The following is a 26,861-nucleotide window of genomic DNA, read 5'->3' on the forward strand; positions in this document are numbered from 1 at the left end:
ACAGATCTTATGGGTCGTTGGACTGGAGTGGAAGGATTGAAACCGACGCTCATCCCGCAGAACCCGTTCACTTCAGGAAGCGGTGGTTTTGAGCAGGCGTTGCCGGGCGATGTCGAGCAGGTCGTTGCCATCCTGGGTCAGCAGATACAACGCATTGACGATGTTCGGAATGTCGCTGGCGTCGGCTTGTTTGAAGCACAGGCAATACAGGGTTTCCAGCAGGTCGCTGGCGGCACGGATGCGTTGGCGGGCGGCGTCGAGGATTTCCAGGGGGTCGGCCTCGGTGTCGATCACCAGCACTGGGGTTTCACTGTTACTGGACTTGAGCAGGTGATAGCGGTCAGCCAGTGGATCTGTGGTGTTCATCAAAGTGGGTCCTGTGCGAAATCGGCAAGTGTGCCCGGCAGGCCGAGACACTTTTTCAGCCGCGCCGAAAACTATAGGAGGGTGCGTGGCCATGCGACAAGACGGCGTTGATGGACAGGTTTTGTAGGGTATTTACCGTTTTTTGAGGATGGGACTACGTTGGCGCTGGTTTTCGTGCGCGAAACGATTAGAGGTAAAAATGCCTACAGGAGTGTCCGGCGTTGTTGGGTGAGTCTCGGTAGGGAGGGCAACAGAAGCTGTAGGATTTTTCGACATCAACACGCTGTATCATCCCGTATCGTTTTTGCCCCCGACCTTTTCTCGACTCGCTGCGATCGCCGGCTAGGCTTTGCTCATCGCAGCAGTCAACGGAGTGACAGCTTATGCACAACACCCTGGAACAGGTTTTCGGTTATCCACAGTTTCGGCCCGGCCAGGAGGCAGTGGTCAGCGCGGTGTTGGCGGGGCGCTCGGCGGCGGCGATTTTCCCCACCGGTTCGGGCAAGTCCCTTTGCTATCAGTTGTCGGCGGTTCTGTTGCCGCACCTGACGCTGGTGGTCTCGCCATTGCTGGCGTTGATGCAGGATCAGTTGGCGTTCCTGCAACGCCACGGCATTGCCGCGGGCAGTATCGATTCGGCCCAGAGTCGCGACGACGCCAGCGATGTCATGGCCCGTGCCAAGTCCGGCGAACTGAAAATCCTTATGGTCTCCGTGGAGCGCTTGAAGAACGAGCGTTTTCGTAATTTCCTGCAGCAGGTGCCGATCTCGCTGCTGGTAGTGGACGAGGCGCATTGCATCTCGGAATGGGGGCACAACTTTCGCCCGGACTACCTCAAGCTTCCGGACTATCAGCGCCAGTTCAACATCCCCCAGGTGTTGTTGCTGACCGCCACGGCGACCCCGAAAGTGATCGCCGACATGCAGGCGAAATTCGCCATCGAACCTGCGGATGTAGTGACCACTGGCTTTTATCGGTCGAACCTCAATCTGTGGGTGGAGCCGGTTCGCAGCCAGGATAAGCGCATGCGCCTTGTGGAATGGATGAGCCAGCGACCCGGCCAACCGAGCATTGTCTACGTCACCCAACAGAAAACCGCCGAGCACATTGCTGAACACCTGCTGCGCAATGGCATTCAAGCTGAGGCCTATCACGCCGGTTTGCCTCATGAGCAGCGCGAAGGCATCCAGAAGCGCTTCATGGGCGGGCAGTCCAATTGCATCGTCGCCACCATCGCCTTCGGCATGGGCATCGACAAGAGCGACATCCGTAACGTGGTGCATTTCGACCTGCCCAAGTCCATCGAAAACTACAGCCAGGAAATCGGCCGTGCGGGGCGTGACGGGCAGCCATCTGACTGCCTGGTACTGGCCAATCGCGACAGCCTCAACGTGCTGGAAAACTTCGTCTATGGCGACACGCCCGAACAGGACGGTATCCGCTACGTGCTCGACGAGATGCAGGTCGCCGCACCCGAGGGGCAGTGGGAGTTTCTCCTGGGGCCTCTGGGGGACCAAAGCAACATTCGCCAGCTACCGCTCAAGACCTTGCTGGTTCAACTGGAGCTTCGTGGCTTGATCGCCCCGCGTTATGCCTACTACGCCGAATACCGCTTCAAATATCTGCAGGAGCCTGAGGCATTGCTGGCTCGCTTCGAGGGCGAGCGCAGGGATTTCGTCGCGGCGATCATCCAGACGTCCACCCGTGCACGTACCTGGGCCACGGTAAATTTCGATGCGTTGTATGAACAGCACCGGGCCGAGCGCAGTCGGGTGGTGAAGGCCCTGGATTATTTCCAGGAAAAGGGCTGGGTCGAGCTTGAAAGCAAGCAGATGACCGAGGTCTACAGCCTGTTGCAAACCGATTTCGACAGTGCCGTGTTGAGTGAAGAGCTGCACGCCGGTTTCACTCGGCATGAACAGACCGAGATTGCGCGGATTCACGCCATGCTGGACCTGTTCGCTACCGATCGCTGTCTGGGCTATCGCCTGGCCGAGTATTTCGGCGACGAAAATGTGCCCCGCCAGTGCGGGCACTGTTCGGTTTGCCACGGGCAGGTGGTGCGGCTGCCTGCACCGCCGGCGTTACCGGCGCTTGTGGATAAAAACTTCGAGGCACTGTGTGCTGATTTTATCCACAGGCATGAACAACACACAGGGAAGGCGCCGTCGGCTGAGCGCGTGACACGGTTCTTGTGCGGGATCAGCGTGCCGCTGTTTACCAAGCTCAAGGTGCGGACGATTTCGGGATGTGCGGCGTTGGAGGATTATCCGTATGCCGAGGTTCGTGAGTGGGCGCAGGCACACCTCTAAATCGGTGTCTGGCGGAGCGGCATCCATCCGCTGAATGTCGCTCATCACAGGAATAAATTTCAAAAAGGCGCGGCGGCTGACTATGGTGAGGGCTGTCTTCGGATCGCCAACAAGAGAATAATCATGAGCCAGACACCGTTCAATATTCAGCGCGCAGCCGTCATCGGCGCGGGCACCATGGGCCGCGGCATTGTCATGTGCCTGGCCAACGCCGGGGTAGCGGTACAATGGGTCGATAACAATCCGCAGATGCTTGAACAGGCACTGGTCACTGTGTCGGACACCTATGCCCATAGTGTTCGACAGGAACGCATCGACCAGGTCGAGGCCGATGCCCGCATCGCTCGGGTCACGGCGGCCGCTGATTATGCGGCTATCCGTGACGTCGACTTGGTCATCGAAGCCGTCTACGAAAATCTCGAACTCAAGCAATCCATCTTCCGTGAACTGGATGGCTTGCTCAAACCTCAAGCCATTCTGGCGAGTAACACGTCGGCACTGGACATCGACGCCATCGCCGCGGTGACTGGCCGACCACAACAGGTCCTGGGCCTGCACTTCTTCAGCCCGGCCCACATCATGAAACTGCTGGAAATCGTCCGTGGTGCCCAGACTGCACCGGCGGTCATCGATGCTGCGCTGGCGCTGGGCAAGCGCATGGGCAAGGTCAGCGTGGTGTCGGGCAATTGCGACGGCTTTATTGGCAATCGCATGCTTAACACCTACGTGCTGGAAGCCCGCAAAATGCTGCTTGAGGGCGCTTATCCCTATCAGGTCGATGCGGCGCTGCAAGGCTTTGGCTTCGCCATGGGACCATTCCGTATGTTCGATGTGGTTGGCGTCGACCTGCAATGGCGCGCCCGGCAACTGTCCGGTGTGGGGCAGGATGCACCAGAGGTACAGGTGGATAACCGTCTGTGCGAGCAGGGCCGTTTCGGTCAGAAGAGCGGCGACGGCTACTACCACTACGAGCCGGGCAGTCGCCAGGCTGAGCACGACCCGCTAGTCGATGCATTGGTGTTGGAAGTCAGCGAAGGGCTGGGTTTCCATCGCCGTGAAATCAGCCCGGAGGAAATCCTGGAGCGCTGCTTGCTGGCATTGGTCAACGAGGGTGCGAAGATCCTTCAGGAGGGCATCGCCGGATCGGCTCACGACATCGATCTGGTGTACCTCAACGGATACGGATTCCCGGCGGACAAGGGTGGTCCAATGGCCTGGGCGGATCAGCAAGGGTTGGCGGACATTCATCAACGCCTGCTGGCGCTTGAGACCCGCCAGGGTGATCACTGGCGCCCGGCGCGGTTGATTGGTGAGTTGGCGGCGGCAGGTAGAGGGTTTGCGGACAAGTGATTGATGGGGTGCCTGCGAGGGCGCCATCGCGAGCAGGCTCGCTCCCACAGTTGATCTTCAGTGAACCCAAATTTTATGTACGACTAAGATCCCTGTGGGAGCGAGCCTGCTCGCGAAGAACGATAACGCGGTTTCACCTTAGACTGGCGAACACACTCAGGAATCCACACCAATGCCCCAACGCTGCGACTATCCACACTTCCAACCCATCACCACACGCTGGCACGACAACGATGCCTATGGTCACGTCAACAACGTCACCTACTACAGTTTTTTCGACACGGCGGTGAACACCTACCTGATCGAAGTCGGTGGCCTGGATATACACGATGGCGAGGTAGTGGGTTTCGTGGTGAGTTCAGCCTGCGACTACTTTGCTTCCATCGCCTTCCCGGACCGGATCGAGGTCGGCTTGCGGGTCGGCAAGTTGGGCAACAGCTCGGTGCAGTACGAGTTGGCAGTGTTCAAGCAAGGGGAAGACGAGGCCTGCGCAGCCGGGCGCTTCGTGCATGTGTTTGTCGACCGGGCATCGAATCAGCCGGTGGCGATTCCGGCCGGGTTGCGCAACGCATTGGAGTGTCTGGTGGTTTAAACCAGGCAAAAAAAATCGCAGCCCTCGGGCTGCGATTTTTATCTGTCAGTGAACCCTTTCGGGATCAGTGACGATGGCGGTAGTACTTGTGATGCTTGCGATGGCCATAGGCATGACCGCGACCTGGGTGGCCGTCACGGTAGTAACGACGATCATCATGACCACGGTAGCGACGATCATCGTCGTCATCATCATCGGCCTTGTTGCCCATGTAGTTGCCCAGCGCGCCACCGGCGCCGCCGCCTGCTGCGGAGCCGATCAGGCTGCCCGTGGTGCCGCCCATGCTGCGACCGACCACGTTACCGCCTGCTGCGCCCAACGCACCGCCAATGGCCGCTTCGCCACGGCTGCGTTTGTCTGCGCCAACTGCGCTACCACCCGCGCCACCCAGGGCCGCGCCGATAGTGGAACCTGTACTGCCGCCAAGCGATTGGCCGACGACTGAGCCCAAAACCCCGCCCAATGCGCCGCCCACACCTGCTTCGGTGGTGCCGCCAGCGGAGGCCATGCCACTGACCAGGCCAAGGGACAACAAGAGAATCGAGGAGAACTTCATGGAGGAACCTCAAGGGGATGACGACGCGATCCTGAGGCTGTGTAAGGGGTGTGACAATCGAAATCCGACGAGTAACACGACTTCAGCACATTTCTATAAGTTACTGTTTTTTGGGCGGAACTTAATGGTTTTTCGCCGGTCTTTTATTACTTCGGATAGGCCGTTTTCATGAGGAAACGGCCTTTTTTGTGGGCGTTTGGAAATTGTTTTGCCGGCGATCTTTTGATTTTGCTTTAAGCAGACTTTGCCATGATCAATCCGGTCTCACTCGCCGCTTCCAGCCGGATCGCCACGAACTTGGATGTCGGTGTATGGCTGCCATCCCCGGTGCTTTCCAACGGCACCAGCGGGTTCACTTCCGGATAGTACGCCGCCGCTTGCCCCGCTGGAATATCAAATGACAGCAGCGTGAAGCCTTTCACCCGGCGCTCAAGTCCGTCATCCCAGATTGAAACGATATCGGCCTTCTGCCCCGGCTTGAAGCCCAGGCGAATGATGTCGGCTTCGTTGACAAACAGCACGTCACGCTGCCCCTTCACTCCGCGATAACGGTCATTGAGGCCATAGATCGTGGTGTTGTACTGATCGTGGGAGCGCATCGATTGCATGATCAGGTCCGGCAACACACCGGTAGCACGGGTGCGCTCATGCACCAGGTCCTTGGGCAACGCATTTGGGCGGAAATTGGCCCGGCCTGATGCAGTGTTCCACTTGCGCGCACCGGCGCTGTTGCCCAGGTAGAACCCGCCCGGGTTCTTGACTCTCTCGTTGAAGTCCTTGAAGCCGGGAATGGTATCGGCAATCAAGTCGCGGATGCGGCTGTAGTCTGCCACCAGCCAGTTCCAGTCCACTGGCTGGTTGCCCAGCGTGGCTGCCGCGATGCCTGCCAGGATCGCTGGCTCCGAACGCATCTGCTGCGAGAGCGGCTCCAGCTGGCCATTGGAGGCGTGGACCATGCTGAACGAGTCTTCGACGGTCACCGCTTGAGGACCTTGGGTTTGCCGGTCGATATCGGTCCGGCCCAGGCACGGCAGGATCAGGGCGTCTTTACCGTGAGTCAGGTGGCTGCGGTTGAGCTTGGTGCTGATCTGCACGGTCAGGTCGCAGTTACGCAGGGCCTGGAAGGTGCGCGGGCTGTCCGGAGTGGCTTGGGCGAAGTTGCCGCCCAGGCCGATGAAAACCTTGGCCCGACCTTCGGCCATGGCATGAATCGCCTCGACCACGTTGTGGCCGTTTTCGCGCGGCACCTTGAACTGGAAGCGTCGTTCAAGGGCATCGAGGAACGCCGTGGGTGGCCGTTCGTTGATGCCCATGGTCCGGTCGCCCTGCACGTTGCTGTGGCCACGCACCGGGCACAGGCCGGCGCCCGGCCGACCGATGTTGCCGCGCAGCAACATCAGGTTGGCGATTTCCTGGATGGTCGCTACCGAATGGCGATGCTGGGTGATCCCCATGGCCCAGCACATGATGACGTTCTTGCCCTTGGCGTACATGCGCGCCGCTTGCTCGATTTCCACCAGAGGCAGGCCGGATTGCTCGACGATCTGTTGCCATGGGGTGTCGTCGATGGTGGCCAGGTAGTCCAGGACATTGACACTGTGTTCATTGAGGAAGGCGTGATCGAACACCGCAGGCTCGCCCGCTTTCTGTGCGTCGCGCTCCCATTGCAGCAGGAATTTGGCCATGCCACGCATGATCGCCATGTCGCCGCCCAATGCCGGTCGGAAGAACGCGGTATTGGTCGGTTTGTCGCCGTTGGTAAGCATTTCAATCGCGTGTTGCGGGTGCTGGAAGCGTTCCAGGCCGCGCTCTTTAAGCGGGTTGATGCATACCACCTGGGCGCCGCGTTTCACTGCCTCTCGCAACGGTTCGAGCATCCGTGGATGGTTGGTGCCGGGGTTCTGGCCCCAGACGAAAATGGCATCGGCGTGTTCGAAATCGTCGAAGGTGACGGTGCCTTTGCCGACGCCGACACTTTGCGCCAATGCCACGCCGCTAGCCTCGTGGCACATGTTCGAACAATCAGGGAAGTTGTTGGTGCCGTAGGCGCGCACGAACAGCTGGTACAAAAAGGCTGCTTCGTTACTGGCCCGGCCCGAGGTGTAGAACTCGGCCTGATTCGGGCTCGACAAGCCGTTCAGATGTTTGGCGATCAGCGCAAAGGCGGCGTCCCAACTGATCGGCTTGTAGCGGTCGGTCTCTGCGTCATAGCTCATCGGCTCGGTCAGCCGACCCTGATACTCAAGCCAGTAGTCGCTTTGTTCGAGCAACGACGTGACGCTGTGCCTGGCGAAAAACTTGGCATCGACGCGGCGCTTGGTCGCTTCCCAGTTCACCGCCTTGGCGCCGTTCTCGCAGAACATCACCATGCCGCCTTCATTGGAATCGCCCCAGGCGCAACCGGGGCAGTCGAAGCCGCCGTTCTTGTTGGTCTTGAGCATCATGCGCAGGTTTTTCAGCGCGTTGTCGCTGGTCAACCAGGCCTGGGCGACACTGATCAGTGCGCCCCAGCCTCCGGCGGCGCCTTTGTATGGCTTGTATCGAGGAACGGGTGTCTGGTCGGCTTGACGGTGTTGACTCACGCTTGGTTCTCCAACGCTGGGCTGTAGACCCGCGGCGCATTCTTTTGTGGCAGATGAATGAGATTGAGGTTGTGGCGACGGGCCCATTGCACGGCGAGCCCGGTGGGCGACGATAGGCTGACCAGCGTCTGGATGCCGGCGCGCAAGACTTTCTGGATCAATTCGAGGCTGCATCGACTGGTGACAATCGCCAGTCCGCCAGCCGTCGAAATGTTTTGGCGGACCAAGCCGCCGATCAATTTATCCAGCGCGTTGTGCCGGCCGATATCTTCGCGACCCAGCAACAGTTGGCCTTGGTCGTTCATGAACACGGCCGCGTGCACCGCCCCGCAGTGTTGGCCAAGCGGCTGGAACGCGCCGATGCGCTGGCGCAGGCCCTCCAGCCATTCAGCCGGTGGCAGGGGCGCGCCGGGCAATACTTCGAGCTCGGGCAATGCCTGCTCCACCGCTTCAACACCGCAAAGGCCGCAACCGCTGGTACCGGCCAGCTGCCGACGCTGTTGCTTGAGGTTCCAGAACGCGCGATTGGCGATGGTCACCTGCGCGTACTGCGCTGAGCCCGAGCCGCTGAGTTGCAGGTCATAGATATCCGAGGCGTCCTGGATAATGCCGCTGCCCAGGCTGAAGCCGACGATGAAATCTTCAAGGTCGGTGGGCGTCACCAGCATCACCGCCTGGCTGATACCGTTAAAGGCAATCGCCAGCGCGACTTCCTCGGCCAGCGCGGTGCTGGCTGACTCCGTGTGCTCAAGGTTGCTGTAGCTGTAGGTGTGGCTGGCGGCGGGCGCAGGCGTTTCAAGGGCAGGCGCCGCGCAGGCTGGGCGCTTGGCGTTCATGGCATCACCGAGGGATTGATCAGCTTTAAGACTAGGCGCGGCAACTTGCCACGTCTAATCGCTATTACTGATCTGCCGATAGATGCTGTCGATCAAGCGCCGATCAATGATTGTTGATAAACCGCGAAACAAGCTTCAGCCAAGGCCGAACGTGGCGCGCTGCGGCGCATGATCAGGCCCAGCCGGCCGAGGGTTTGGGCGTTTTCAATCGGTTGCAGGCGCAAATGCTCGGTCAGCCCTTCCAGTCCACCGTCCAACGGCATCACCGCGCAGCACAAGCCGCCATGCACCGCTTGTAACAGTTGATGGACGGCATCGGTTTGCAACAAAGGCTGTGGGTTGAGGCCGCGGCTATGGAAGTTGTGGTCGATGGATTGGCGAAAGTGCATGCCGCTGGTGAGCATGCCCAGCGGCAATTCGATCAACGATTCCCAGCTCAGCGGTGCTTCGCCAAAGGTAAAGAAGCGCTGATCGTAGAGCAGGCCCATGCGGGTTTCACTGAAGCCGAACGAGTCGAAGCGCTCGGCATCCAGGCGTTCGAGGTAGGACACACCGAGGTCCAGGCGATTGTTTGCCAACTGTTCGAGGATCTGCTCGGAGCTCAGTGCCGAGAGTTCAAAGCGCAGGTTCGGGTGTTCTGCGTGCAGGCGCTGCATCAGCGGCAACGGATCGAAACTCGACAGCGGCACCACGCCCAGGCGCAAGGTGCCGACCAGATTGCCGCGACAGGCCGCCGCCTCGGCGTACAAGCCGTCATAGGCGGCCAAGACGGTGCGCGCCCAAGCCAGCACCCTCTCGCCAGGTGCAGTAAAGCCTTCAAAGCGCTGGCCGCGATTGACCAGCGGCAGATCGAGTTCCTCCTCGAGGCTGCGCAGACGCATGGACAGGGTCGGCTGGGTAATATGGCAGCGTGCGGCGGCCTGGCCGAAATGGCGGGTTTCATCCAGAGCGATGAGGAATTTCAGCTGCTTGATGTCCATCTTCGCTCCAGGGTGCGGGAAGGGGTCGATTCTAGCGCAAGCGGCGTCATTGGTCGGTTTGGATTGGCAAACGGCTGCCGTGGTCTAGGCTTTTACGTCTGGAACCCGAAACCCAAGGAGAGCGAAACGATGAGCCTGTTCAGTTTTCTCAAAGAAGCCGGTGAAAAAATCCTCGACGCGTTGACGCCGGACAAGGCTGAAGCCAATAGCGAGGCATTGACCAAGCATGTGCAGAGTGCGTTGACGGGGATCGATACTTCCAAGATTCAGGTGAAGGTCGAGGGCGATAAGGTCATCGCCAGCGGCGAAGCGAAGACGCAGGAAGAGAAGGAAAAAATTCTCCTGACGCTGGGCAACGTGGCGGGTGTCAGCGGTGTTGAAGACCAGATCACCGTGACCGGTCCAGTGGTTGTGGCCGCGAAGTTTGTCGTGGTCGAGAAGGGCGACACCTTGAGCGCCATTTCCCTGCGCGTGTACGGCAATGCCAACCTGTACAACAAAATCTTCGAAGCCAACAAACCGATGCTCAAGGATGTGAACAAGATCTATCCGGGGCAATCGCTGCGGATTCCTGAATAATGTGAGGCCCTGTAGGAGCTGCCGAAGGCTGCGATCTTTTGACTTTGATCTTTAAAAACAAAATCAAAAGATCGCAGCCTGCGGCAGCTCCTACAGGAAATCAAAGGCCGGTTATCAAATCCCGATAGTCCTCGACCGCCGCAAACTCCGCCGTGTCCTTGGGCCCTTTGCGGCTATCCGGCTCTTTCACCGCCAACAAATGCGCCACGCCGAACTCCCGGGCACTGCGCAGGATCGGCAGTGTGTCGTCGATAAACAGGCTGCGCGCCGGGTCGAAGTCGATGTCGGCCTGCAAGGCATCCCAGAACTGCGGGTTTTCCTTGGGGAAACCGTAATCGTGGGAGCTGATCAAACGCTCGAAATACGGCGCCAGCTCGATTCTTTCCAGCTTCAATGACAGCGAATCGCGATGCGCATTGGTGATCAGCACCACACGCTTGCCTGCACGCTTGATCGCCGCCAGGAAGGTGTCCGCATCCGGGCGCAAGGCGATCAGATGAGCCGTTTCCAGTTTCAGCTCGCGCACGGGTAGTTTCAGTTCGGTACTCCAGAAATCCAGGCAGTACCACTGCAGCTGACCGGCATTGCGTTCAAATAACGGCTGCAGTTCCAGTTCGGCCATTGCCCGGCTCACCCCGTGCAGTTCGGCATAACGCTGGGGCAAGTGCTCCAGCCAGAAATGGTTGTCGAAGTGCAGGTCCAGCAGCGTGCCGTCCATGTCCAGCAGAACGGTATCGATGTCGTGCCAGGGCAGCAGGGACATAAAAACTTCTCCAACGGTAAAAAAAGGTATCCGGGGACAACAATCAGGATAGGCCGGGTATAGTAACCCGCTATCGCCCAGGAGCCGCTCATGCGCCAGAAACCCACCATCCTCGCCCGCGAGATTGTCGCCACCAGCCGTTTGTTCTGCGTCGAGGAGCTGAAGCTGCGTTTTTCCAATGGCGTGGAGCGCACCTATGAGCGATTGGTCGGCAAGGGCGCAGGCTATGGTGCCGTGATGATCGTGGCGATGCTCGATGCCGACCATGCCGTATTGGTCGAAGAGTACTGCGGCGGTACCGATGCATACGAATTATCCCTGCCTAAAGGCTTGATCGAGCCAGGCGAGGACGTTTTGGCGGCAGCCGAGCGCGAGCTCAAGGAAGAGGCAGGTTATGGGGCGCGACAGTTGGAACATCTGACCGAGCTGTCGTTGTCACCTGGTTACATGAGCCAGAAAATCCAGGTGGTGTTGGCCACTGACCTGTACGAAGAGCGCCTGGAAGGTGACGAGCCGGAGCCGATGGGCGTGGACAAGATCAACCTGCGCGAATTGTCGGCCCTGGCGCAGAACCCGAAGTTCACCGAAGGCCGTGCCTTGGCGGCGTTGTACCTGGCCCGTGACCTGCTGACCCAGCGCGGGGTGTTCCAGCCATGAATTTTCCCCATCCGTTGATGGCGCCGGTGGTCGAGCTGGCATTGAAGGCCGGCGAGGCGATCTTGCCGTTCTGGCGCGTCGGCACGGCCGTGACTGCCAAGACTGACGATTCACCCGTGACTGCCGCAGACATGGCTGCTCATCATCTGATTCTGGCCGGGCTGACGGCGCTTGATCCGAGTATTCCGGTGTTGTCCGAAGAAGACGCCAACATCCCGCAGAGTGTTCGCGCCAGTTGGCAGCGCTGGTGGTTGGTCGATCCGTTGGACGGGACCAAGGAATTCATCAGCGGCAGCGAAGAGTTCACCGTCAACATCGCGTTGATCGAGCAGGGGCGCGTGGTATTCGGCGTGGTGTCGATGCCGACTAACGGGCGTGTCTATGTCGGTGGTGCCGGTTTCGGCGCGTGGCGTTGCGATCAGGGGGGTACGCCCGTGGCGATTTCGGTGCGTGATGTACCGGGCCCCGGCCAATCGTTCACCGTGGTGGCCAGCCGTCGCCATTCCAGTCCACAGCAGGAACGCTTGCTGGCCGGATTGAGCGCCAGCCTGGGTGAACTGGAACTGGCCAGTATCGGCAGCTCCCTGAAATTCTGCCTGTTGGCCGAGGGGGCGGCGGATTGTTATCCGCGGCTGGCGCCGACTTCGCAGTGGGACACGGCGGCGGCGCAAGGCGTGCTGGAAGGGGCGGGTGGCGAGGTGCTGGATCTCAATGGCGCACCGTTCTGCTATCCGGCGCGGGAATCGCTGCTGAACGAATTTTTCCTCGCACTGCCGGCCAAGGCTGCATGGCGGGAGAAACTGTTGGCGCTGGCTCGAGATTAAAATCAAAAGATCGCAGCCTGCGGCAGCTCCTACGGGTATACACATAACCCCTGTAGGAGCTGCCGCAGGCTGCGATCTTTTGATTTACCGGTGCAACACGTATTGCCCGACAAACTTCACCGCATCCTCATCGCTACCCGCGTTCACCACCCGCGTGTGCAGGACCAGCCGCGCCCGTCCGTATCGCTGATACATCGCCAGGAATTTCTTCCACACCTGCGCACCCGGCGCCTGGCAAATGGCATGTGCATCCCCTGTCACCGGCAGCGGGTAGTGGATCTGCCCTTCCTGAATAACGATGTGTCCGTCGGTTATCCCTTCTTCTTTGAGGCGCAAATGCAGCCAGCCCCAACCGGCCAGTACCGCGCCACAATACAGGCTGCCGCCGAACATGGTGCTCTTGTGATTGACGTTAGCGTCCAGCGGCAAGTACAGGCGCAGTTGTTGATCGTGCCAGTCGAGCACCTTCAGGCCCATGTCCCGGGTGAGGGGAATGTCGTGATGGAGGACGGATTCCAGTTGACGACTGTCGCGGCTCATTCAGGGGCCTCTTGTTTGCAGTGGATAAGTGGGCGGCGGCTCAATCGAGGTCGTCGCTATGGGTGGCGGTGCCACTATCGGCGAAGCTCAGGCCGTGCTTGCGCAATTTGTCATGCAAGGTCTTGCGTGGAATGCCGAGCGCTTCGGCGACGCTGCGCACTGAACTGTGCGAGCGCGCCAGTTCGGCGGCAATCAGGGTTTTTTCGAAGTTTTCCACTTGCTCGCTCAACCCGCCGCTGACCATTTCTACCGTCGTGCCAACCGTGCCTTGCACCTCATTGTTGTCCAGCGCCAGTTCCAGGCCCAGGGCGAAGCGTTCGGCAGCATTCTGCAGTTCGCGCACGTTGCCGGGCCAGGCGTGACGCAACAGCAGGGCGCGTTGTCCGGGTTGCAGTTCATGGGGCGGCAAGCCATGGCGGGCGCTGGCTTCATCGGCGAAATGCTGGAACAGCACCAGCGCGTCTTCACCGCGTTCGCGCAGCGGTGGAATGCGCAACGGCGCGACGTTCAGGCGATAGTACAAGTCGGCGCGGAATCGGCCTTGATCGGCGGCCTGGCGCAGGTCTTCCTTGGTGGCGGCGATGATGCGGATGTCCAGCGGGATCAGTTGATTGCCGCCCAGGCGTTCAACCACCCGCTCCTGCAGCAAGCGCAGCAATTTCACCTGGACGTCCAGGCTCATGCTTTCGATCTCGTCGAGAAACAACGTGCCACCGTTGGCAAATTCGAACTTGCCGATGCGGCGTTTCTGCGCGCCCGTGAAAGCGCCGGGCTCATGCCCGAACAACTCGCTTTCGACCACCGACTCGGCCAGCGCTCCGGCGTTGATCGCCACGAACGGACCACTGCGCCGACTCGACAGGTCATGCAAGGCTCGTGCAACCACTTCTTTACCGGCCCCGGTCTCGCCGAGGATCAGCACGTCTGCCCGAGTTGCCGCCAAGGCGCCGATTTGCTCGCGCAGACGCAGCATCGAGGGCGACTGCCCGACCAGGCGCGTGCTCAATTCATTGCGATCGCTCAGGGCCAGGCGCAGGCTGCGGTTGTCCAGCACCAGTCGGCGCAAGGCCAGGGCACGGCGCACGCTGTCGAGCAGCGCATCGCTGGCGAAGGGTTTTTCCAGAAAATCATAGGCACCGGCGCGCATGGCTTGCACCGCCAGCGGCACATCGCCGTGGCCGGTGATCAGCAGCACCGGCAGTTCCGGATCCTGGGCGTGGAGCTCGGTCAGCAGTTCGATGCCGTCCATGCCCGGCATGCGGATATCGCTGACGACCACGCCTGGCCAGTCGCGCTCCAGTTGTGCGGCCAGGCCCTTGGCTTCGGCCAGCGGCAGAATCTTCAGGCCGGCGAGGTCCAGGGTCTGGCTCAAGGCCTGGCGCAGGTGGGGATCGTCGTCGATCAACACGACCTGGATGCGGTTGTCGATGCTCATGCACTTCGGTCCTCGGACGGTTGCAGGCTCACACCCGGTGCGCCTGCACGTAGCTTCAGGGTAATCAGGGCGCCGCCCTCCTTGTGGTTGGCGAACGACAGTTCGCCGCCGAAGGCGCGCATCAGGGTTTCGCATATCGCCAGCCCCAATCCAAGCCCCTGGGTACGGGTCTTGGTGGTGTAGAAGGGCTCACTGGCACGGCCAAGAGCCTCCAGGCAGAAACCGGGGCCGTTGTCGCGAATGTACAGGTTGACGCCTTCGCCCGTGGATTGGGCACTCAGCCAGAGTTTACGCGGCGGACCTTTTTCCGTCAGGGCATCGAGGGCGTTGGCCAGCAGGTTGCCCAGCACTTGGCGCAGGCGGGTTTCTCCGGCCTCGACCCACAACGTGGCGGCGGGCAAGTCGCGGATCAGTTCGACTTCCATGCTGCGTCGACGCTTGGCCAACAAGGCCAGGGCATCGTCAAGCGCCGGCTGCAGGGCGACGCTTTCCGGAGCGTGGCGATCGCGCCGGGCAAAGGCGCGCAGGTGAGCGATGATCGACGCCATGCGCCCGGTCAGTTCGCTGATCAGCTTTAGGTTGCCACGGGCATCGTCGGTGCGCTCGTGGTCGAGCAACACTTCGGCGTTTTCCGCGTAGCTGCGGATGGCTGCCAGCGGTTGGTTGAGCTCGTGGCTGATGCTCGCCGACATCGTTCCCAGCGCCGAGAGCTTGCCGGCCTGCACCAGGTCATCCTGGGCGCGAACCAGTTCTTGCTGGGCCTGCTCGCGCTCCAGCACTTCCTGTTTGAGTCGGCGGTTGAGACCCTCAAGGTCGCTGGTACGTTCAGCCACCCGGCCTTCCAGTTCGCGCCGGGCCTTGGCTTCGAAGGCGATGCGTTCCAGGTAATGACGGCGGCGTTGCATCATCAGGCCGAGCAACAGCATCAACACCAGCAGCGTCGCGCCACCGATGGCGACTACCGTGCGCACCGGACGATCGATCAGGGTGCGCGGGGCGAGGATGCTGACGTTCCAGCCGGTTTCCGCGATCGGCTGAGTCTGGGTCAACCAGGCGTTGGGATTGAGCTTGAGCGGCTTGGGTTCGCGGGTGGGGTAGGGCTGGATCGCGGTGATGGCCTTGCGCTCTTCTTCGCTCAACTCACGGGTCGAACGAAAACGCCATTCCGGCCGCGAAGTGAGGATGACCACGCCGTTGTGATCGGTCAGCAGCAGTTGCTCCGGGGTTTTGCCCCATAGGCTTTCGGTGTGGTCGAGGTCGACCTTGACTACCAGCACGCCGATGATTTTTTCGCCCTCTCGCACGGCAGCGGCGAAGAAGTAGCCCCGTTTGGCGGACGTGGTTCCCAGCCCGAAAAATCGTCCGAGCCGCCCGGCCATGGCTTCGCTGAAGTACGGCCGGAAGGCAAAGTTGCGGCCGACGAAACTGTCGTGCTTGTCCCAGTTGGAGGCGGCCAGGGTCTTGCCCGTCGTGTCCATCAGGTACATGACTTCGGCGCCGGTCTGGGTGCTGATGTTCTTCAACAGGCGATTGGCGTTGCCCTGGGTGACACCATCGTCTGGCGCGCCAAGCACGGCGCGCAAGGCCGGCAGGTCGCCGAGGATCTGCGGCAGTACTTCATAACGGTGCAGGGTGCCCAGCAGGTTGGCGACGTAGAGATCGAGGGTCTGGCGATTCTGCCCAGCCAATTCGCTGCGGTAATAGCGCTCGGCCAGGTGCTCCAGCGGCCACAGTAAGGGTGCCAGGCACAGTGCGAGCAGGGCCAGGCTGCGCCAGCGGGGTCTGCGGGGAAGGGTTGGAGTCATGAGCATCGAGCGCCTGTGGGTACAGGTGCATTATGCCTAGGCTTGCCGACACAGTCTGCGCACCTTGCGGCCGGTGCGAGCGGTGTGTCAGTCGAAGACGTCGGCGTCCTTGAAAAATGCCGCGGCCTGGTCCCTGGCCGACAGTTGCGGCGCAGTATCGAGCGGCCAGTCGATGGCCAGGTCGGGGTCGTCCCAGCGAATGCTGCGTTCGGCCGATGGGTTGTAGTACTCAGTGGTTTTGTACAAAACCTCGGCGAACTCACTCAACACCAGGAAACCGTGGGCGAAACCCTTGGGAATCCACAGTTGGCGATTGTTCTGCGCAGAAAGACGCACGGCTACCCACTGGCCGAAATGTGGCGAGCTGCGCCGCACATCAACAGCCACATCAAGGATTTCCCCGGCACAGACCCGAACCAGTTTGTCCTGGGTATTCTCAAGTTGGTAATGCAGCCCGCGCAGCACGCCTTTTTGCGAGCGCGAATGGTTGTCCTGAATGAATTGAGTGCTCAGGCCAGTGGCTTCCTTGAAAACCTTCGCATTGAAACTTTCGTAGAAAAAACCACGATCGTCACCGAAAACCTTGGGCTCGATGATCAAAACACCGGGCAGGTCGGTGGTCACAACATTCATGGGTTTCTCCAACGATGGGCATTGATGGTCGCCATTCTTGCCCAGAGTGCCTGTAAGGGCGAGTGTCGTGTGCTTTTTTCTTCGAAGTTGACCGATCCAGCCGCTTGCCAGCCGGCTGAAGGGGGGTTGCGTATCGCCCCGAGCAGTGGCGATATAGGCGCCTAATAAAATTTCAGGGGTCGTTGTATGCCGCTCGCCACGTTGATTCATCGCGCCAGTTTGCCCAGTCCGCAAGTCTCTGCCGAGCAAGCGCTTGAGCTTTTGCAGGCGCATTACGGGTTCGACGGAACGTTGCAGGCCCTTGGCAGCCAGCAGGATCTGAACTTTCGCGTCGACAGTGCTCAAGGGCGTTTTGTCCTGAAAATATGCCGGGGAGACTATTCGGCGCTGGAGTTGCAAGCCCAGCATGCCGGGCTCAAGCACCTGGCTGAGCATCCTGATGTGCACGTACCGCGTGTGATCGCGGCGAAAAACGGGGCGGACCTGTTGTCCCTGGAGGTCGCTGGCCAAGCGGTGCATGTGCGTTTGCTGGACTACATCGAGGGACAGTCCCTGACGCACCTCGAGCATTTCAATCGAACGGTGGTCGCCGGTTTCGGGCGGCTGTGCGGTGAAATGGACCTGGCACTGGCGGATTTTGAACATCCGGGGCTGGTGCGAACCCTGCAATGGGACGCGCGTCACGCCCACGCATTGATCGCGCATTTGTTGCCGGTGATCAAGGATGAAGCCCAGCGCCGACTGATCGTTGAAGCGTCCGAGCAGGCCGAGCGCCATTTGTTGCCGCTGCAAGACAAGTTGCCGGTGCAAGCCATTCACATGGACATCACCGACGATAACGTGGTGTGGCAGCGCGATGCGCAACGCCATTGGCAACTGCAAGGTGTGATCGATTTCGGCGACTTGATCCGTACCTGGCGCATAACCGACCTGTCGGTGACCTGTGCAGCATTGCTGCACCATGGTGAAGGTGATCCGTTCTGCATTTTGCCAGCGGTGCAGGCGTATCACGCGGTCAATCCGTTGCAGCATGAAGAGCTGCTGGCGCTGTGGCCGCTGATCGTCGCCCGCGCGGCGGTGTTGGTGCTCAGTGGTGAACAACAGGTGAGCATCGATCCGGGCAATACCTATAGCCGCGACAACCTGGTCCACGAATGGGAGATCTTCCGTGTGGCCACGTCGGTGCCGTTGGCGCTGATGGAAGCGGCCATCCTGTCGGCTGTCGGGCAGAGCCTGCCGGGCATTGGCAGCGAAGGCTTCGCCCCGCTGCTGCCGAGCCTGGTGGGGCGTGAGTTTGCGTTGATCGACCTGGGCGTGCTCAGCCCGCATTTCGAGGCTGGTAACTGGGAGCAGGAAGGCATCGATCAACGCTTGTTGGATGAGGCCGCCGCTGTCCACGGCCTGGCGGCCAGTCGTTATGGGCAATACCGTTTGTCACGCACGCGCCCGGACACGGCCGGCGAGCCGGACACCTGCCCTCTGCACGTCGAATTGCGCGTACCCCATGGCACGACCGTCGAAGCGCCGTTCGCCGGGGTGGTGCACCAGCCGATGCCCGGGGTGCTGCAACTGGACGGTCCGCAACTGAGCGTGCGGCTGTGGGGTGTCACGCCATCGCTGCATAGCGGCGCGGCGCTGGTCAAGGGCCAGGTGCTGGGCTCGGTCAGCGGGCCGTTGATCGTGCAGCTGTGCCGAGGGGCTTCGTTCAGCGCGCCGTTGTTTTGCACACCTTCACGAGCCGCCGCATGGCAAGCGCTGTGCCCATCGCCCGCGATGCTTCTGGGGTTGGCTTGCGATGCGCAGGAGGAACTCGATTCACAGACCTTGCTGGCACGCCGCGGCGCCAGTTTCGCCCGCACGCAAAAACACTATTATGTCGACCCGCCGCGCATCGAACGCGGCTGGCGCAACCACCTGATCGACATGCAGGGCCGTTCTTACCTCGACATGCTCAACAACGTCGCGGTACTCGGCCACGGCCATCCGCGCATGGCGGCAGTCGCCAGCCGCCAGTGGTCGTTGCTCAACACCAACTCGCGGTTCAACTATGCCGCCGTGGCCGAGTTCTCCGAGCGCCTGCTGAAATTGGCGCCCGAGGGCATGGACCGGGTGTTCCTGGTCAACAGCGGCAGCGAGGCCAACGACCTGGCCATTCGCCTGGCATGGGCCTATAGCGGCGGGCGCGACATGCTCAGCGTGCTGGAGGCCTATCACGGCTGGACCGTAGGCGCGGATGCGGTATCGACTTCGATCGCCGACAACCCCAAGGCCTTGAGCAGCCGCCCGGACTGGGTGCACCCGGTGACCGCGCCGAACACCTATCGCGGTGAATTCCGCGGCCCTGACAGCGCGCCGGACTACGTGCGCAGCGTCGAACACAACCTGGCGAAAATCGCCGGGCAAAATCGTCAACTGGCCGGGTTCATTTGCGAACCGGTATACGGCAATGCCGGTGGCATCTCGCTGCCACCGGGTTATTTGCAGCAGGTTTACACAATGGTTCGTGCCCAGGGCGGCGTGTGCATCGCCGACGAAGTGCAAGTGGGTTATGGGCGCATGGGGCATTTCTTCTGGGGCTTTGAAGAGCAGGGCGTGGTCCCGGACATCATTACCATGGCCAAGGGCATGGGCAACGGCCAGCCACTGGGCGCGGTGATCACCCGCCGGGAAATCGCCGAAGCGCTGGAGGCCGAGGGGTATTTCTTTTCGTCCGCCGGTGGCAGCCCGGTCAGTTGCCAGATCGGCATGGCGGTGCTGGATGTGATGGAAGAGGAAAAACTCTGGGAAAACGCCCAGGTTGTTGGCGGGTACTTCAAGGAGCGGCTTGAAGCGCTGATCGATATTCATCCGTTGGTTGGCGCCGTGCACGGCTCCGGGTTCTATCTGGGGGTGGAATTGATCCGCAACCGTGAAACCCTGGAACCGGCCACCGAAGAAACCACCGCGCTGTGCGATCGCTTGCGAGAGCTGGGGATTTTCATGCAACCGACGGGCGATTACCTCAACGTGCTGAAGATCAAGCCACCGATGGTCACTTCGCGCCAGAGCGTGGATTTCTTCGTGGACATGCTCTCGAAGGTGCTAAGCGAAGGACTGTAAGTATCACCGTTGATCCCCTGTAGGAGCTGCCGCAGGCTGCGATCTTTTGACTTTTTGGCGCCAGTAACGGCTTTGAAGATCAAAAGATCGCAGCCTGCGGCAGCTCCATGGGGTATGTGAAAGTCGATTGTTATCGGGTTTAAGTGAGAGATTTAAGACGAAAGGCGAACTAAACGCTTCAAAAGCCGATTTTTATCGGATATAAAGTCGCCAATGCCAGGGTGTGGATGAACCATGCCCGACCGTCACGCACTTGCCCGGAGATGCTTCATGAGCCGTAACGTTACTGTCGCTGCCACGCAAATGGCCTGTTCCTGGGACCTCGAAGGCAACATTGAGGTCGCTGAAAGACTGGTCCGTGAAGCCGCCGCCAAAGGCGCGCAAATCATCCTGATCCAGGAATTGTTCGAAGCGCCGTACTTCTGCCAGAAGCCGAATCCGGATTACCTGCAACTGGCGACAACGGTGGAAGATAACGTCGCCATCAAGCACTTCCAGAAAGTCGCCAAGGAGCTGCAAGTCGTGTTGCCGATCAGCTTCTACGAACTGGCAGGCCGTGCGCGGTTCAACAGCATCGCGATCATCGATGCCGACGGCAGCAACCTCGGGATTTATCGTAAAAGCCACATTCCAGATGGACCTGGCTATCACGAGAAGTACTACTTCAACCCGGGCGATACCGGCTTCAAGGTGTGGAACACCCGCTACGCGAAAATCGGCGTGGGCATCTGCTGGGACCAGTGGTTCCCCGAGGCTGCGCGCAGCATGGCGCTGCAAGGCGCGGAAATCCTGTTCTACCCGACTGCCATCGGCAGCGAGCCCCACGACAAGACCATTTCGTCCCGTGATCACTGGCAACGCGTGCAACAGGGCCACGCCGGCGCTAACCTGATGCCGCTGATCGCCAGTAATCGCATCGGCAACGAAGAACAAGACGGCTACGACATTACCTTCTATGGTTCGTCGTTCATCGCCAACCAGTTCGGCGAGAAGGTGCAGGAACTCAACGAAACCGAAGAAGGCATCCTGGTTCACACCTTCGACCTCGACCAACTGGAACACATCCGTAGCGCGTGGGGCTCGTTCCGTGACCGTCGTCCGAACTTGTACGGCGCGCTGAAAACCCTCGACGGTACCCTGGAGTCCTGATCGACATGACCACTTTGAAAAGCACCCCTCGCTCAGACGGCTTCTATATGCCGGCCGAGTGGGCACCCCAGACCCAGGCCTGGATGATCTGGCCTGAGCGCCCGGACAACTGGCGCCTGGGCGGCAAGCCTGCACAAGCCGCGCACGTCGCGGTGGCCAAGGCTATCGCCCGTTTTGAACCCGTCACCGTGGCGGTGTCCGCCGGCCAATACGAAAACGCCCGTGCACGCCTCGACGTTCCGAATATCCGCGTTGTCGAGATGTCCAGCGACGACGCCTGGGTTCGGGACACCGGCCCGACCTTCGTCATCAACAACATCGGCGAAGTCCGGGGCGTGAACTGGGATTTCAACGCGTGGGGTGGTTTCGACGGCGGCCTGTATTCGCCGTGGAACCGCGACTCGCAAGTGGGCGGCAAGATCCTCGAAATCGAGCGCAGCCCACGTTATCGAACCGAGGGATTCGTGCTCGAAGGCGGTTCGATCCATGTCGATGGCGAAGGCACACTGATCACCACTGAAGAATGCCTGCTCAACCGAAATCGCAATCCGCACCTGAACCGTGCAGAAATCGAAGCGGTACTGAAAGATAATCTGGCTGTGGATAAGATCATCTGGCTGCCGGACGGTCTGTTCAACGACGAAACCGATGGCCATGTGGATAACTTCTGCTGCTATGTGCGTCCGGGTGAAGTGCTGTTGGCCTGGACAGACGATCCACAGGACCCGAACTACCCACGCTGCCAGGCGGCCATGAAGGTGCTGCAAAATAGCACCGACGCCAAGGGCCGCCCGTTCACGGTGCACAAGATGCCGATTCCGGGGCCGCTGTATGCGACTGAGGAAGAATGTGACGGTGTCGATCCGGTCGACGGGACTCAGGAGCGTAACCCGAGCGTGCGTCTGGCCGGCTCTTACGTCAACTTCCTGATCGTCAACGGCGGCATCATTGCCCCGAGTTTCGATGACCCGCTGGATGGTCCGGCAAAAGAGATTTTGCAGACGTTGTTCCCGCAGCACGAAGTGGTCATGGTTCCAGGTCGTGAACTGTTACTGGGGGGCGGTAACATTCACTGCCTTACCCAACAGCAGCCAGCACCACACAAGGAATGAGTGCCCTCGTAACAGCTTGAGATAATTGCAAAAAAATCAGGCAAACGTTTTCGCGCACCGCCTGGTATAGAGCCCGCAGTCCTTCTGGTCGGCGGGCTTTTTTGTATCCGCTCGTCGACATTCCAGGCACCTTGGCATAGCTCTTGTATCGCTCATGGCGCAAAACAGGGAGGGGGAGAACTTAGTTGTTCTGTCATAAACCTTGGATAAGTTAGGCCGCTCGCAAACCAGGAGAGAGCGCTGAAATGAACGCCGATGTGAATGTGGTGAGCGACCGGGCGTTGCATCCCCTGGCGGTAAATGCTGAATCGCTCCAGACTCTGGCGAATTGGTTCAAGTCCAAAGGAACGCGTCAGACCACAAAAAGTGATCCGCGCCGGACGATGATCGAACGCTACCCCGCTGGTTTATTCAGCGAGGCAGAACTGGATGCGTTATGGGATGTGATGGAAGGATAAGAAGAAAAACAATGGATTGATAAAAGAAAAGCGCTGCCAGGATGGCAGCGCTTTTTTTGTGGGCGCAGGTTGCTTCACGCCGGACAACCGTTTGAGTTTTTCTGCCAAGGAACCTCACTTCTTAGACGAATTACGCCTATTTACAGACGATTCATGAAATTGACATATAGTTAACCCCGCAGCTACGATCCGGCCCAACGCCTGTGGCAGACCGCCATGACCAAAAAATAATAAAAAGGCCCGCCGCGACTGATCGTGGGCGGGCCTTTTTCTTTGCGGAATGAAATAAGAGTGCGATAGCGCCGTTTCAGCCGATCGACACAGCGCGTTTCAACCCGTAATAAGGAAAACAACATGTTGAACAAGCGAATCAGCCTGATCGCTCTGGGGATTTTGAGCGCTACGCAGGCCATGGCTAACGACCAGGCCGAATCCAAGGGTTTTGTTGAAGAAAGCAGCCTCAAAGTGCTGCTGCGCAACGCCTACATGAACCGTGACTACAAAGACGGCAACCCGGACAAGTCCGAGTGGGGCCAAGCGGCCATCGGTACATTCTCGTCCGGCTTCACCCAAGGCACCATCGGTGTGGGTGTGGATGCCTTTGGTCTGTACGCGCTCGACCTGGAGCGCAATGAAGACCGTAGCGGCGCCCAAGGCATCGATTTTTTCAAAAAGGGTGCCAGCGGCGAACCGGCTGACGACCTGGCCAAAGCTGGCGCAGCGGTCAAATTCCGCCTGTCCAGCACAACGCTGACTTACGGCGACCAAATGCCGGTCCTGCCGGTACTGAGCTACGACAACGGTCGCCTGCTGCCGGAAAGCTACACCGGCACCCTGATCACCTCCAAGGAGATCAAGGGCCTGGAACTGAACGCCGGTCGCTTCACCGCCGAATCGCGCAAAAGCGCCGAAGGCCATGACAGCGGTGGCCTGAAGTCGATCAACGTGTTGGGTGGTAGCTACCAGTTCACCGAACAATTCAAGGCTGCGTTGTACGCGTCCGACGTCGAAGACGTGCTGAAGAAGCAATACGTGAACGCCAACTACGTGTTCCCGTTCGACAAGGATCAGTCCCTGACCCTGGACTTCAACGGCTATCGCACCAAGCTGGAAGATTCCTACGTTCGCGACAACAACATCACCGGCGACGACAACAAGATCTGGAGCCTGGCAGCCACCTTCGCCACCGGCCCACACTCGTTCACCCTCGCGCACCAGCGCAGCACCGGCGACAGCAACCTGGGCTACGCCTACGGCGGCTACCAGAAGGATCAAGGTCGCGTCGGTGACGGTGGCAACACTATCTACCTGGCCAACTCCTACTGGTCGGACTTCAACGCCGAAGACGAACGCAGCTGGCAACTGGGCTACGGCCTGGATTTCAGCACCTTCGGTGTACCGGGCCTGAGCTACAACTTCGCTTACGTACGCGGTGACAACATCACCACCTCCACCAGCGAAGGCGGTACCGAGCGCGAGATCTTCAACCAGTTCAAGTACGTCGTGCAAAGCGGCCCGGCCAAAGACCTGAGCATCAAGCTGCGCAGCTCCATCCTGCGCGTGTCGCAGAAGTCGAGCGAATACAACGTCAGCGGTAACGAAGTGCGTGTGTTCGTGGATTACCCGATCAACGTTTTCTGATGATCGGTAGCAGTGGCGACGCCTGATTCAAGGCTGAGTAAAAAGAAGCCCCGACTGGTTCGGGGCTTTTTTGTGGGCGCTGGGAGGCTCTGGGCGGCACCTTGAGGACCAATCCAAGCCCTTGAGTTGATCGAACTCTTTCGCAGAAATGAGCGAAACGATCATTTGAATGATTGAATTGCGCACGTTCAAGCATTGGAATAAGCTTATTTTGACTGATTTGATCATGTCATGATCAGTTCAATCAGTTTCGAGGTGGTACACGTCTTACCCAACAATTATAAAAGGAGAGCCTCGTGGCCCAGATTCCTATCAAGCGCACCATTGAACGCATCCCCGGCGGCATGATGATCGTGCCTCTGCTGATCGGCTCACTCGTGGCGACATTCCTGCCGGACACGCCCAAATTTTTCGGATCCTTTACCAACGCACTGTTCACCGGTGCACTGCCCATCCTCGCGGTGTTTTATGTGTGCATGGGCGCGAGCATCAACATCAAGGCTACGCCTTACCTGCTCAAGAAGGGCGGCACGCTGCTCGTCACCAAGGTCGGTATCGCCGTGCTCATCGGCATCGTGCTTGGACACTTCCTGGGTGAGCAGCCGATTTCTTCAGGGTTGTTCGCGGGCATTTCCACGCTGGCGGTGGTAGCGGCCATGAACGACACCAACGGCGGCTTGTACATGGCGTTGATGGGGCAGTACGGTCGCTCCGAAGACGTCGGCGCGTACTCGGTGATGTCGTTGGAGTCCGGGCCGTTTCTGACCATGGTCACCCTCGGCATTGCCGGTCTGTCGGCGTTTCCCTGGCCGACGCTGGTGGGCAGTATCCTGCCGCTGGCCCTGGGCATGCTGCTGGGCAACCTCGACCGTGACATGCGCGACTTCCTGGCGAAGGCCGTGCCGGTGATGATTCCGTTTTTCGCCCTGGCGCTCGGTGCCAGCCTGGATCTGCATAACGTTTGGCAGGCCGGCTTGCTGGGTCTTGGCATGGGTGTCGCGGTGGTCGTGCTGACCGGTATTCCGCTGTTCTTCGCGGACCGGTTGACCGGCGGCACCGGTGTCGCCGGCGTCGCCGCTGCCACAACGGCGGGCAACGCCGCCGCGGTACCTGCGTTGATCGCAGCGGCGAACCCGGTGTACGCCGAGGCGGCCAAGAGCGCGACGATCCTGGTGGCGGCCTGTGTGGTGGTCACTGCGATCCTCGCCCCGTTGCTTACCGCGGCAGTCGCCAAACGCGTGCAACAGCGCAACCCCGTCGTCGTCCCGGAACCGGTGATCGAGCCGCCAAAGCAGGAGATTTTGCGATGAGGATTCTGATCATCGCAGACGATCTGTCGGGGGCGGCCGATTGCGCCATCGGTTTTGCCAGCGCGGGACTGCAAACAGTCGTCACGCTTGACCCTTTGCATGACAAAGCCGACGCCCAGGTGATTGCCGCCGATACTGACACGCGACGCCTGACCCCGGCGCAGGCCGCTGAACGCACCTTGGCCGCGTACAAGGCGCTGCATCAGCCAGGCCAGCGCTTGTACAAGAAAATCGACTCAACCTTGCGCGGCAACTGGGCCGCGGAAGTCGCCGCCCTGCAACCCCTGGCGGGCCTGGCCATCGTCGCTCCGGCGTTTCCCGCCACCGGGCGGACGTTGCGTGGCGGTCGGGTGTGGGTCAACGGCCAGCCGCTGGAAACCACCGACACCTGGAAACTCGAAAACGGCGATCGTCCGGCGGACATCGAAGCGATGCTGGTCGACGCTGGCCTTAGCACCGCCAAGCTGGGTCTCGACACCTTGCGCGGCGACAAGCACTTGCTCGAACGCCGCATCGCCGAAGTGGCCGGCAGTGGCACGCAGGCGCTGATTGTCGATGCGCAAACCGAAGACGACCTGCTGACGCTCGCTCGCCTGACGGCGTCGATGGAGCAGCCGCTGTTCTGGATCGGCTCGGGTGGCCTGGCGCGGGAAATCGCCAGCCTCGCGGGTGTTTCTGAGGCAGGCTTCACGGCAAGCGAACCCGCGGCGCTGGAAAGAAGCCAGGCGCCCATTCTGATCCTGGTCGGCAGCCTGTCAGGTGTCTGCGAGCGCCAATGTGCCTTGCTCAAGGAGCGCGGTGGGGTCAGCGAACTGGTGGTCCCGCCTGAGGTTCTTCGTCAAGGCACGACGCACGCCGATTGGGCGCTGTGGCAATCGCAAATCGGCGACCAGTTGGACGGTTGGAGCGACCTGTTGCTGCGCATCGGCCGCGATGAAGCGTTCGATCCCCAAGAGGGCGCTCAACTCTCAACCCGTCTGGCGCTGCTGGTAGAACCGCACTTCGCCAAGGTCGGCGGCCTGATCGCCACGGGTGGCGAGACGGCGCGGGCCATTTTGACCACCGTCGGTATCGACAGCCTGCAATTGCTCACCGAAATCGAAGCCGGCGTGGCTTTTGCGCGCCCCACGGTTTCCCGGCAAGGGCATCGTCCCGGCATTGTTACCAAGGCCGGTGCGTTCGGCACCGATCACGCCTTGTATGCGGCATGGCAGCACCTGAGCGAAAGCGCCGATCGCTCCTCGCCCCAACGCACACGAATCCAAGGACTCCAATGAACACT

Annotated in this window: 23 protein-coding genes; 13 read left to right on the plus strand and 10 right to left on the minus strand. The window is 60.2% G+C overall.

All coding sequences use genetic code 11. The features are described 5' to 3' along the window. Positions 1-72: 72 nt before the first annotated feature. A complete protein-coding gene (locus HGP31_RS01635) occupies positions 73-366 on the minus strand; it encodes a hypothetical protein (protein WP_168757075.1) in 294 nt (97 codons plus the stop codon). Between the two features lie 383 nt (positions 367-749). On the opposite strand from HGP31_RS01635, the gene HGP31_RS01640 reads away from it, so the two are divergent. The 3 genes from HGP31_RS01640 to HGP31_RS01650 all read left to right on the plus strand — a co-directional run bounded on the left by HGP31_RS01640 (position 750) and on the right by HGP31_RS01650 (position 4,620). Further along, positions 750-2,678 carry a RecQ family ATP-dependent DNA helicase gene (locus tag HGP31_RS01640; RefSeq protein ID WP_168757076.1) on the plus strand — a complete coding sequence of 643 codons (1,929 nt, stop codon included), beginning with the start codon at positions 750-752 and terminating at the stop codon, positions 2,676-2,678. Positions 2,679-2,801: 123 nt separating this feature from the next. Then, positions 2,802-4,028: a 3-hydroxyacyl-CoA dehydrogenase gene (locus HGP31_RS01645; protein ID WP_033038757.1), complete on the plus strand. Its 1,227-nt coding sequence runs from the start codon at positions 2,802-2,804 to the stop codon at positions 4,026-4,028. 172 nt (positions 4,029-4,200) lie between these two features. Continuing rightward, positions 4,201-4,620, plus strand: a complete 420-nt coding sequence (locus tag HGP31_RS01650) for an acyl-CoA thioesterase (protein WP_020795781.1) — start codon at positions 4,201-4,203, stop codon at positions 4,618-4,620. A 64-nt stretch (positions 4,621-4,684) separates the two neighbouring features. Here HGP31_RS01650 and HGP31_RS01655 read toward each other — a convergent pair whose 3' ends face one another. The 4 genes from HGP31_RS01655 to HGP31_RS01670 form a co-directional block, all read right to left on the minus strand. Next, positions 4,685-5,176 carry a glycine zipper domain-containing protein gene (locus HGP31_RS01655; protein WP_020795780.1) on the minus strand — a complete coding sequence of 164 codons (492 nt, stop codon included), beginning with the start codon at positions 5,174-5,176 and terminating at the stop codon, positions 4,685-4,687. A gap of 233 nt (positions 5,177-5,409) precedes the next feature. Further along, positions 5,410-7,758, minus strand: coding sequence for an FdhF/YdeP family oxidoreductase (locus tag HGP31_RS01660; protein WP_168757077.1), 2,349 nt, complete (start codon positions 7,756-7,758; stop codon positions 5,410-5,412). Then, positions 7,755-8,594, minus strand: coding sequence for a formate dehydrogenase accessory sulfurtransferase FdhD (gene fdhD, locus HGP31_RS01665; protein WP_033044278.1), 840 nt, complete (start codon positions 8,592-8,594; stop codon positions 7,755-7,757). Before fdhD ends, HGP31_RS01660 begins: the two co-directional genes overlap by 4 nt. Before the next feature lie 92 nt (positions 8,595-8,686). After that, the gene (locus HGP31_RS01670) at positions 8,687-9,574 is read right to left on the minus strand and encodes a LysR family transcriptional regulator (RefSeq protein WP_168757078.1); all 888 of its coding nucleotides are present in this window, start codon (positions 9,572-9,574) and stop codon (positions 8,687-8,689) included. A 129-nt stretch (positions 9,575-9,703) separates the two neighbouring features. Here HGP31_RS01670 and lysM point away from each other — a divergent pair, with 129 nt between their 5' ends. Further along, the gene (lysM, locus tag HGP31_RS01675) at positions 9,704-10,153 is read left to right on the plus strand and encodes a peptidoglycan-binding protein LysM (RefSeq protein WP_020795775.1); all 450 of its coding nucleotides are present in this window, start codon (positions 9,704-9,706) and stop codon (positions 10,151-10,153) included. A gap of 100 nt (positions 10,154-10,253) precedes the next feature. On the opposite strand, the gene yrfG is transcribed toward lysM, so the two are convergent. Next, positions 10,254-10,916: a GMP/IMP nucleotidase gene (yrfG, locus tag HGP31_RS01680; RefSeq protein ID WP_168757079.1), complete on the minus strand. Its 663-nt coding sequence runs from the start codon at positions 10,914-10,916 to the stop codon at positions 10,254-10,256. A 90-nt stretch (positions 10,917-11,006) separates the two neighbouring features. Here yrfG and nudE point away from each other — a divergent pair, with 90 nt between their 5' ends. Together nudE and cysQ are read left to right on the plus strand one after the other, a co-directional pair. Further along, positions 11,007-11,573 (plus strand): ADP compounds hydrolase NudE, encoded by a 567-nt coding sequence (gene nudE, locus HGP31_RS01685; RefSeq protein ID WP_020795773.1) that lies wholly within the window; start codon positions 11,007-11,009, stop codon positions 11,571-11,573. Continuing rightward, the gene (gene cysQ / locus HGP31_RS01690) at positions 11,570-12,397 is read left to right on the plus strand and encodes a 3'(2'),5'-bisphosphate nucleotidase CysQ (RefSeq protein ID WP_020795772.1); all 828 of its coding nucleotides are present in this window, start codon (positions 11,570-11,572) and stop codon (positions 12,395-12,397) included. The genes nudE and cysQ overlap by 4 nt, the downstream gene beginning before the upstream one ends. An 84-nt stretch (positions 12,398-12,481) precedes the next feature. Here the strand turns inward: cysQ and HGP31_RS01695 are convergent, their stop codons facing one another. From HGP31_RS01695 to rfbC, 4 genes are all read right to left on the minus strand, one after another. Then, positions 12,482-12,937: a YiiD C-terminal domain-containing protein gene (locus tag HGP31_RS01695; RefSeq protein ID WP_020795771.1), complete on the minus strand. Its 456-nt coding sequence runs from the start codon at positions 12,935-12,937 to the stop codon at positions 12,482-12,484. A gap of 40 nt (positions 12,938-12,977) precedes the next feature. Then, positions 12,978-14,372 carry a sigma-54-dependent transcriptional regulator gene (locus HGP31_RS01700; RefSeq protein ID WP_033040180.1) on the minus strand — a complete coding sequence of 465 codons (1,395 nt, stop codon included), beginning with the start codon at positions 14,370-14,372 and terminating at the stop codon, positions 12,978-12,980. Then, positions 14,369-16,177, minus strand: coding sequence for a sensor histidine kinase (locus HGP31_RS01705; RefSeq protein WP_033040185.1), 1,809 nt, complete (start codon positions 16,175-16,177; stop codon positions 14,369-14,371). Before HGP31_RS01705 ends, HGP31_RS01700 begins: the two co-directional genes overlap by 4 nt. Before the next feature lie 87 nt (positions 16,178-16,264). Continuing rightward, positions 16,265-16,810 (minus strand): dTDP-4-dehydrorhamnose 3,5-epimerase, encoded by a 546-nt coding sequence (gene rfbC / locus HGP31_RS01710; protein ID WP_020795768.1) that lies wholly within the window; start codon positions 16,808-16,810, stop codon positions 16,265-16,267. 186 nt (positions 16,811-16,996) lie between these two features. Between rfbC and HGP31_RS01715 the strand changes: the two genes are divergently transcribed. The 7 genes from HGP31_RS01715 to HGP31_RS01745 all read left to right on the plus strand — a co-directional run bounded on the left by HGP31_RS01715 (position 16,997) and on the right by HGP31_RS01745 (position 26,856). Continuing rightward, positions 16,997-19,909: an aminotransferase gene (locus HGP31_RS01715; RefSeq protein WP_168757080.1), complete on the plus strand. Its 2,913-nt coding sequence runs from the start codon at positions 16,997-16,999 to the stop codon at positions 19,907-19,909. Between the two features lie 270 nt (positions 19,910-20,179). Beyond that, the gene (gene aguB, locus HGP31_RS01720; protein WP_020795765.1) at positions 20,180-21,058 is read left to right on the plus strand and encodes an N-carbamoylputrescine amidase; all 879 of its coding nucleotides are present in this window, start codon (positions 20,180-20,182) and stop codon (positions 21,056-21,058) included. A gap of 5 nt (positions 21,059-21,063) precedes the next feature. Then, positions 21,064-22,170, plus strand: a complete 1,107-nt coding sequence (aguA, locus tag HGP31_RS01725) for an agmatine deiminase (protein WP_168757081.1) — start codon at positions 21,064-21,066, stop codon at positions 22,168-22,170. A gap of 245 nt (positions 22,171-22,415) precedes the next feature. After that, a complete protein-coding gene (locus tag HGP31_RS01730; protein WP_020795763.1) occupies positions 22,416-22,628 on the plus strand; it encodes a hypothetical protein in 213 nt (70 codons plus the stop codon). A gap of 354 nt (positions 22,629-22,982) precedes the next feature. Further along, a complete protein-coding gene (locus tag HGP31_RS01735; protein ID WP_168757082.1) occupies positions 22,983-24,269 on the plus strand; it encodes an OprD family porin in 1,287 nt (428 codons plus the stop codon). 296 nt (positions 24,270-24,565) lie between these two features. Then, on the plus strand, positions 24,566-25,579 hold the full coding sequence (locus tag HGP31_RS01740; RefSeq protein ID WP_168757083.1) for a 2-keto-3-deoxygluconate permease: 1,014 nt from the start codon (positions 24,566-24,568) through the stop codon (positions 25,577-25,579). After that, entirely contained in the window at positions 25,576-26,856 is a 1,281-nt protein-coding gene (locus HGP31_RS01745; RefSeq protein ID WP_168757084.1) for a four-carbon acid sugar kinase family protein, read from the plus strand. The genes HGP31_RS01740 and HGP31_RS01745 overlap by 4 nt, the downstream gene beginning before the upstream one ends. Positions 26,857-26,861: the final 5 nt, after the last annotated feature.

Source organism: Pseudomonas umsongensis (assembly GCF_012647205.1).
GTDB lineage: Bacteria > Pseudomonadota > Gammaproteobacteria > Pseudomonadales > Pseudomonadaceae > Aquipseudomonas > Aquipseudomonas umsongensis.

Bases quoted from the DNA above. Each gene is read 5' to 3' on its own strand.
- HGP31_RS01635 (WP_168757075.1), bottom strand. From the start codon at position 366: ATGAACACCACAGATCCACTGGCTGACCGCTATCACCTGCTCAAGTCC.
- yrfG (WP_168757079.1), bottom strand. From the start codon at position 10,916: ATGTCCCTGCTGCCCTGGCACGACATCGATACCGTTCTGCTGGACATG.
- HGP31_RS01640 (WP_168757076.1), top strand. From the start codon at position 750: ATGCACAACACCCTGGAACAGGTTTTCGGTTATCCACAGTTTCGGCCC.
- HGP31_RS01705 (WP_033040185.1), bottom strand. From the start codon at position 16,177: ATGACTCCAACCCTTCCCCGCAGACCCCGCTGGCGCAGCCTGGCCCTG.
- HGP31_RS01745 (WP_168757084.1), top strand. From the start codon at position 25,576: ATGAGGATTCTGATCATCGCAGACGATCTGTCGGGGGCGGCCGATTGC.
- HGP31_RS01715 (WP_168757080.1), top strand. From the start codon at position 16,997: ATGCCGCTCGCCACGTTGATTCATCGCGCCAGTTTGCCCAGTCCGCAA.
- rfbC (WP_020795768.1), bottom strand. From the start codon at position 16,810: ATGAATGTTGTGACCACCGACCTGCCCGGTGTTTTGATCATCGAGCCC.
- fdhD (WP_033044278.1), bottom strand. From the start codon at position 8,594: ATGAACGCCAAGCGCCCAGCCTGCGCGGCGCCTGCCCTTGAAACGCCT.
- HGP31_RS01670 (WP_168757078.1), bottom strand. From the start codon at position 9,574: ATGGACATCAAGCAGCTGAAATTCCTCATCGCTCTGGATGAAACCCGC.
- nudE (WP_020795773.1), top strand. From the start codon at position 11,007: ATGCGCCAGAAACCCACCATCCTCGCCCGCGAGATTGTCGCCACCAGC.
- aguB (WP_020795765.1), top strand. From the start codon at position 20,180: ATGAGCCGTAACGTTACTGTCGCTGCCACGCAAATGGCCTGTTCCTGG.
- HGP31_RS01695 (WP_020795771.1), bottom strand. From the start codon at position 12,937: ATGAGCCGCGACAGTCGTCAACTGGAATCCGTCCTCCATCACGACATT.
- HGP31_RS01735 (WP_168757082.1), top strand. From the start codon at position 22,983: ATGTTGAACAAGCGAATCAGCCTGATCGCTCTGGGGATTTTGAGCGCT.
- lysM (WP_020795775.1), top strand. From the start codon at position 9,704: ATGAGCCTGTTCAGTTTTCTCAAAGAAGCCGGTGAAAAAATCCTCGAC.
- aguA (WP_168757081.1), top strand. From the start codon at position 21,064: ATGACCACTTTGAAAAGCACCCCTCGCTCAGACGGCTTCTATATGCCG.
- HGP31_RS01730 (WP_020795763.1), top strand. From the start codon at position 22,416: ATGAACGCCGATGTGAATGTGGTGAGCGACCGGGCGTTGCATCCCCTG.
- HGP31_RS01700 (WP_033040180.1), bottom strand. From the start codon at position 14,372: ATGAGCATCGACAACCGCATCCAGGTCGTGTTGATCGACGACGATCCC.
- HGP31_RS01650 (WP_020795781.1), top strand. From the start codon at position 4,201: ATGCCCCAACGCTGCGACTATCCACACTTCCAACCCATCACCACACGC.
- HGP31_RS01645 (WP_033038757.1), top strand. From the start codon at position 2,802: ATGAGCCAGACACCGTTCAATATTCAGCGCGCAGCCGTCATCGGCGCG.
- HGP31_RS01655 (WP_020795780.1), bottom strand. From the start codon at position 5,176: ATGAAGTTCTCCTCGATTCTCTTGTTGTCCCTTGGCCTGGTCAGTGGC.
- cysQ (WP_020795772.1), top strand. From the start codon at position 11,570: ATGAATTTTCCCCATCCGTTGATGGCGCCGGTGGTCGAGCTGGCATTG.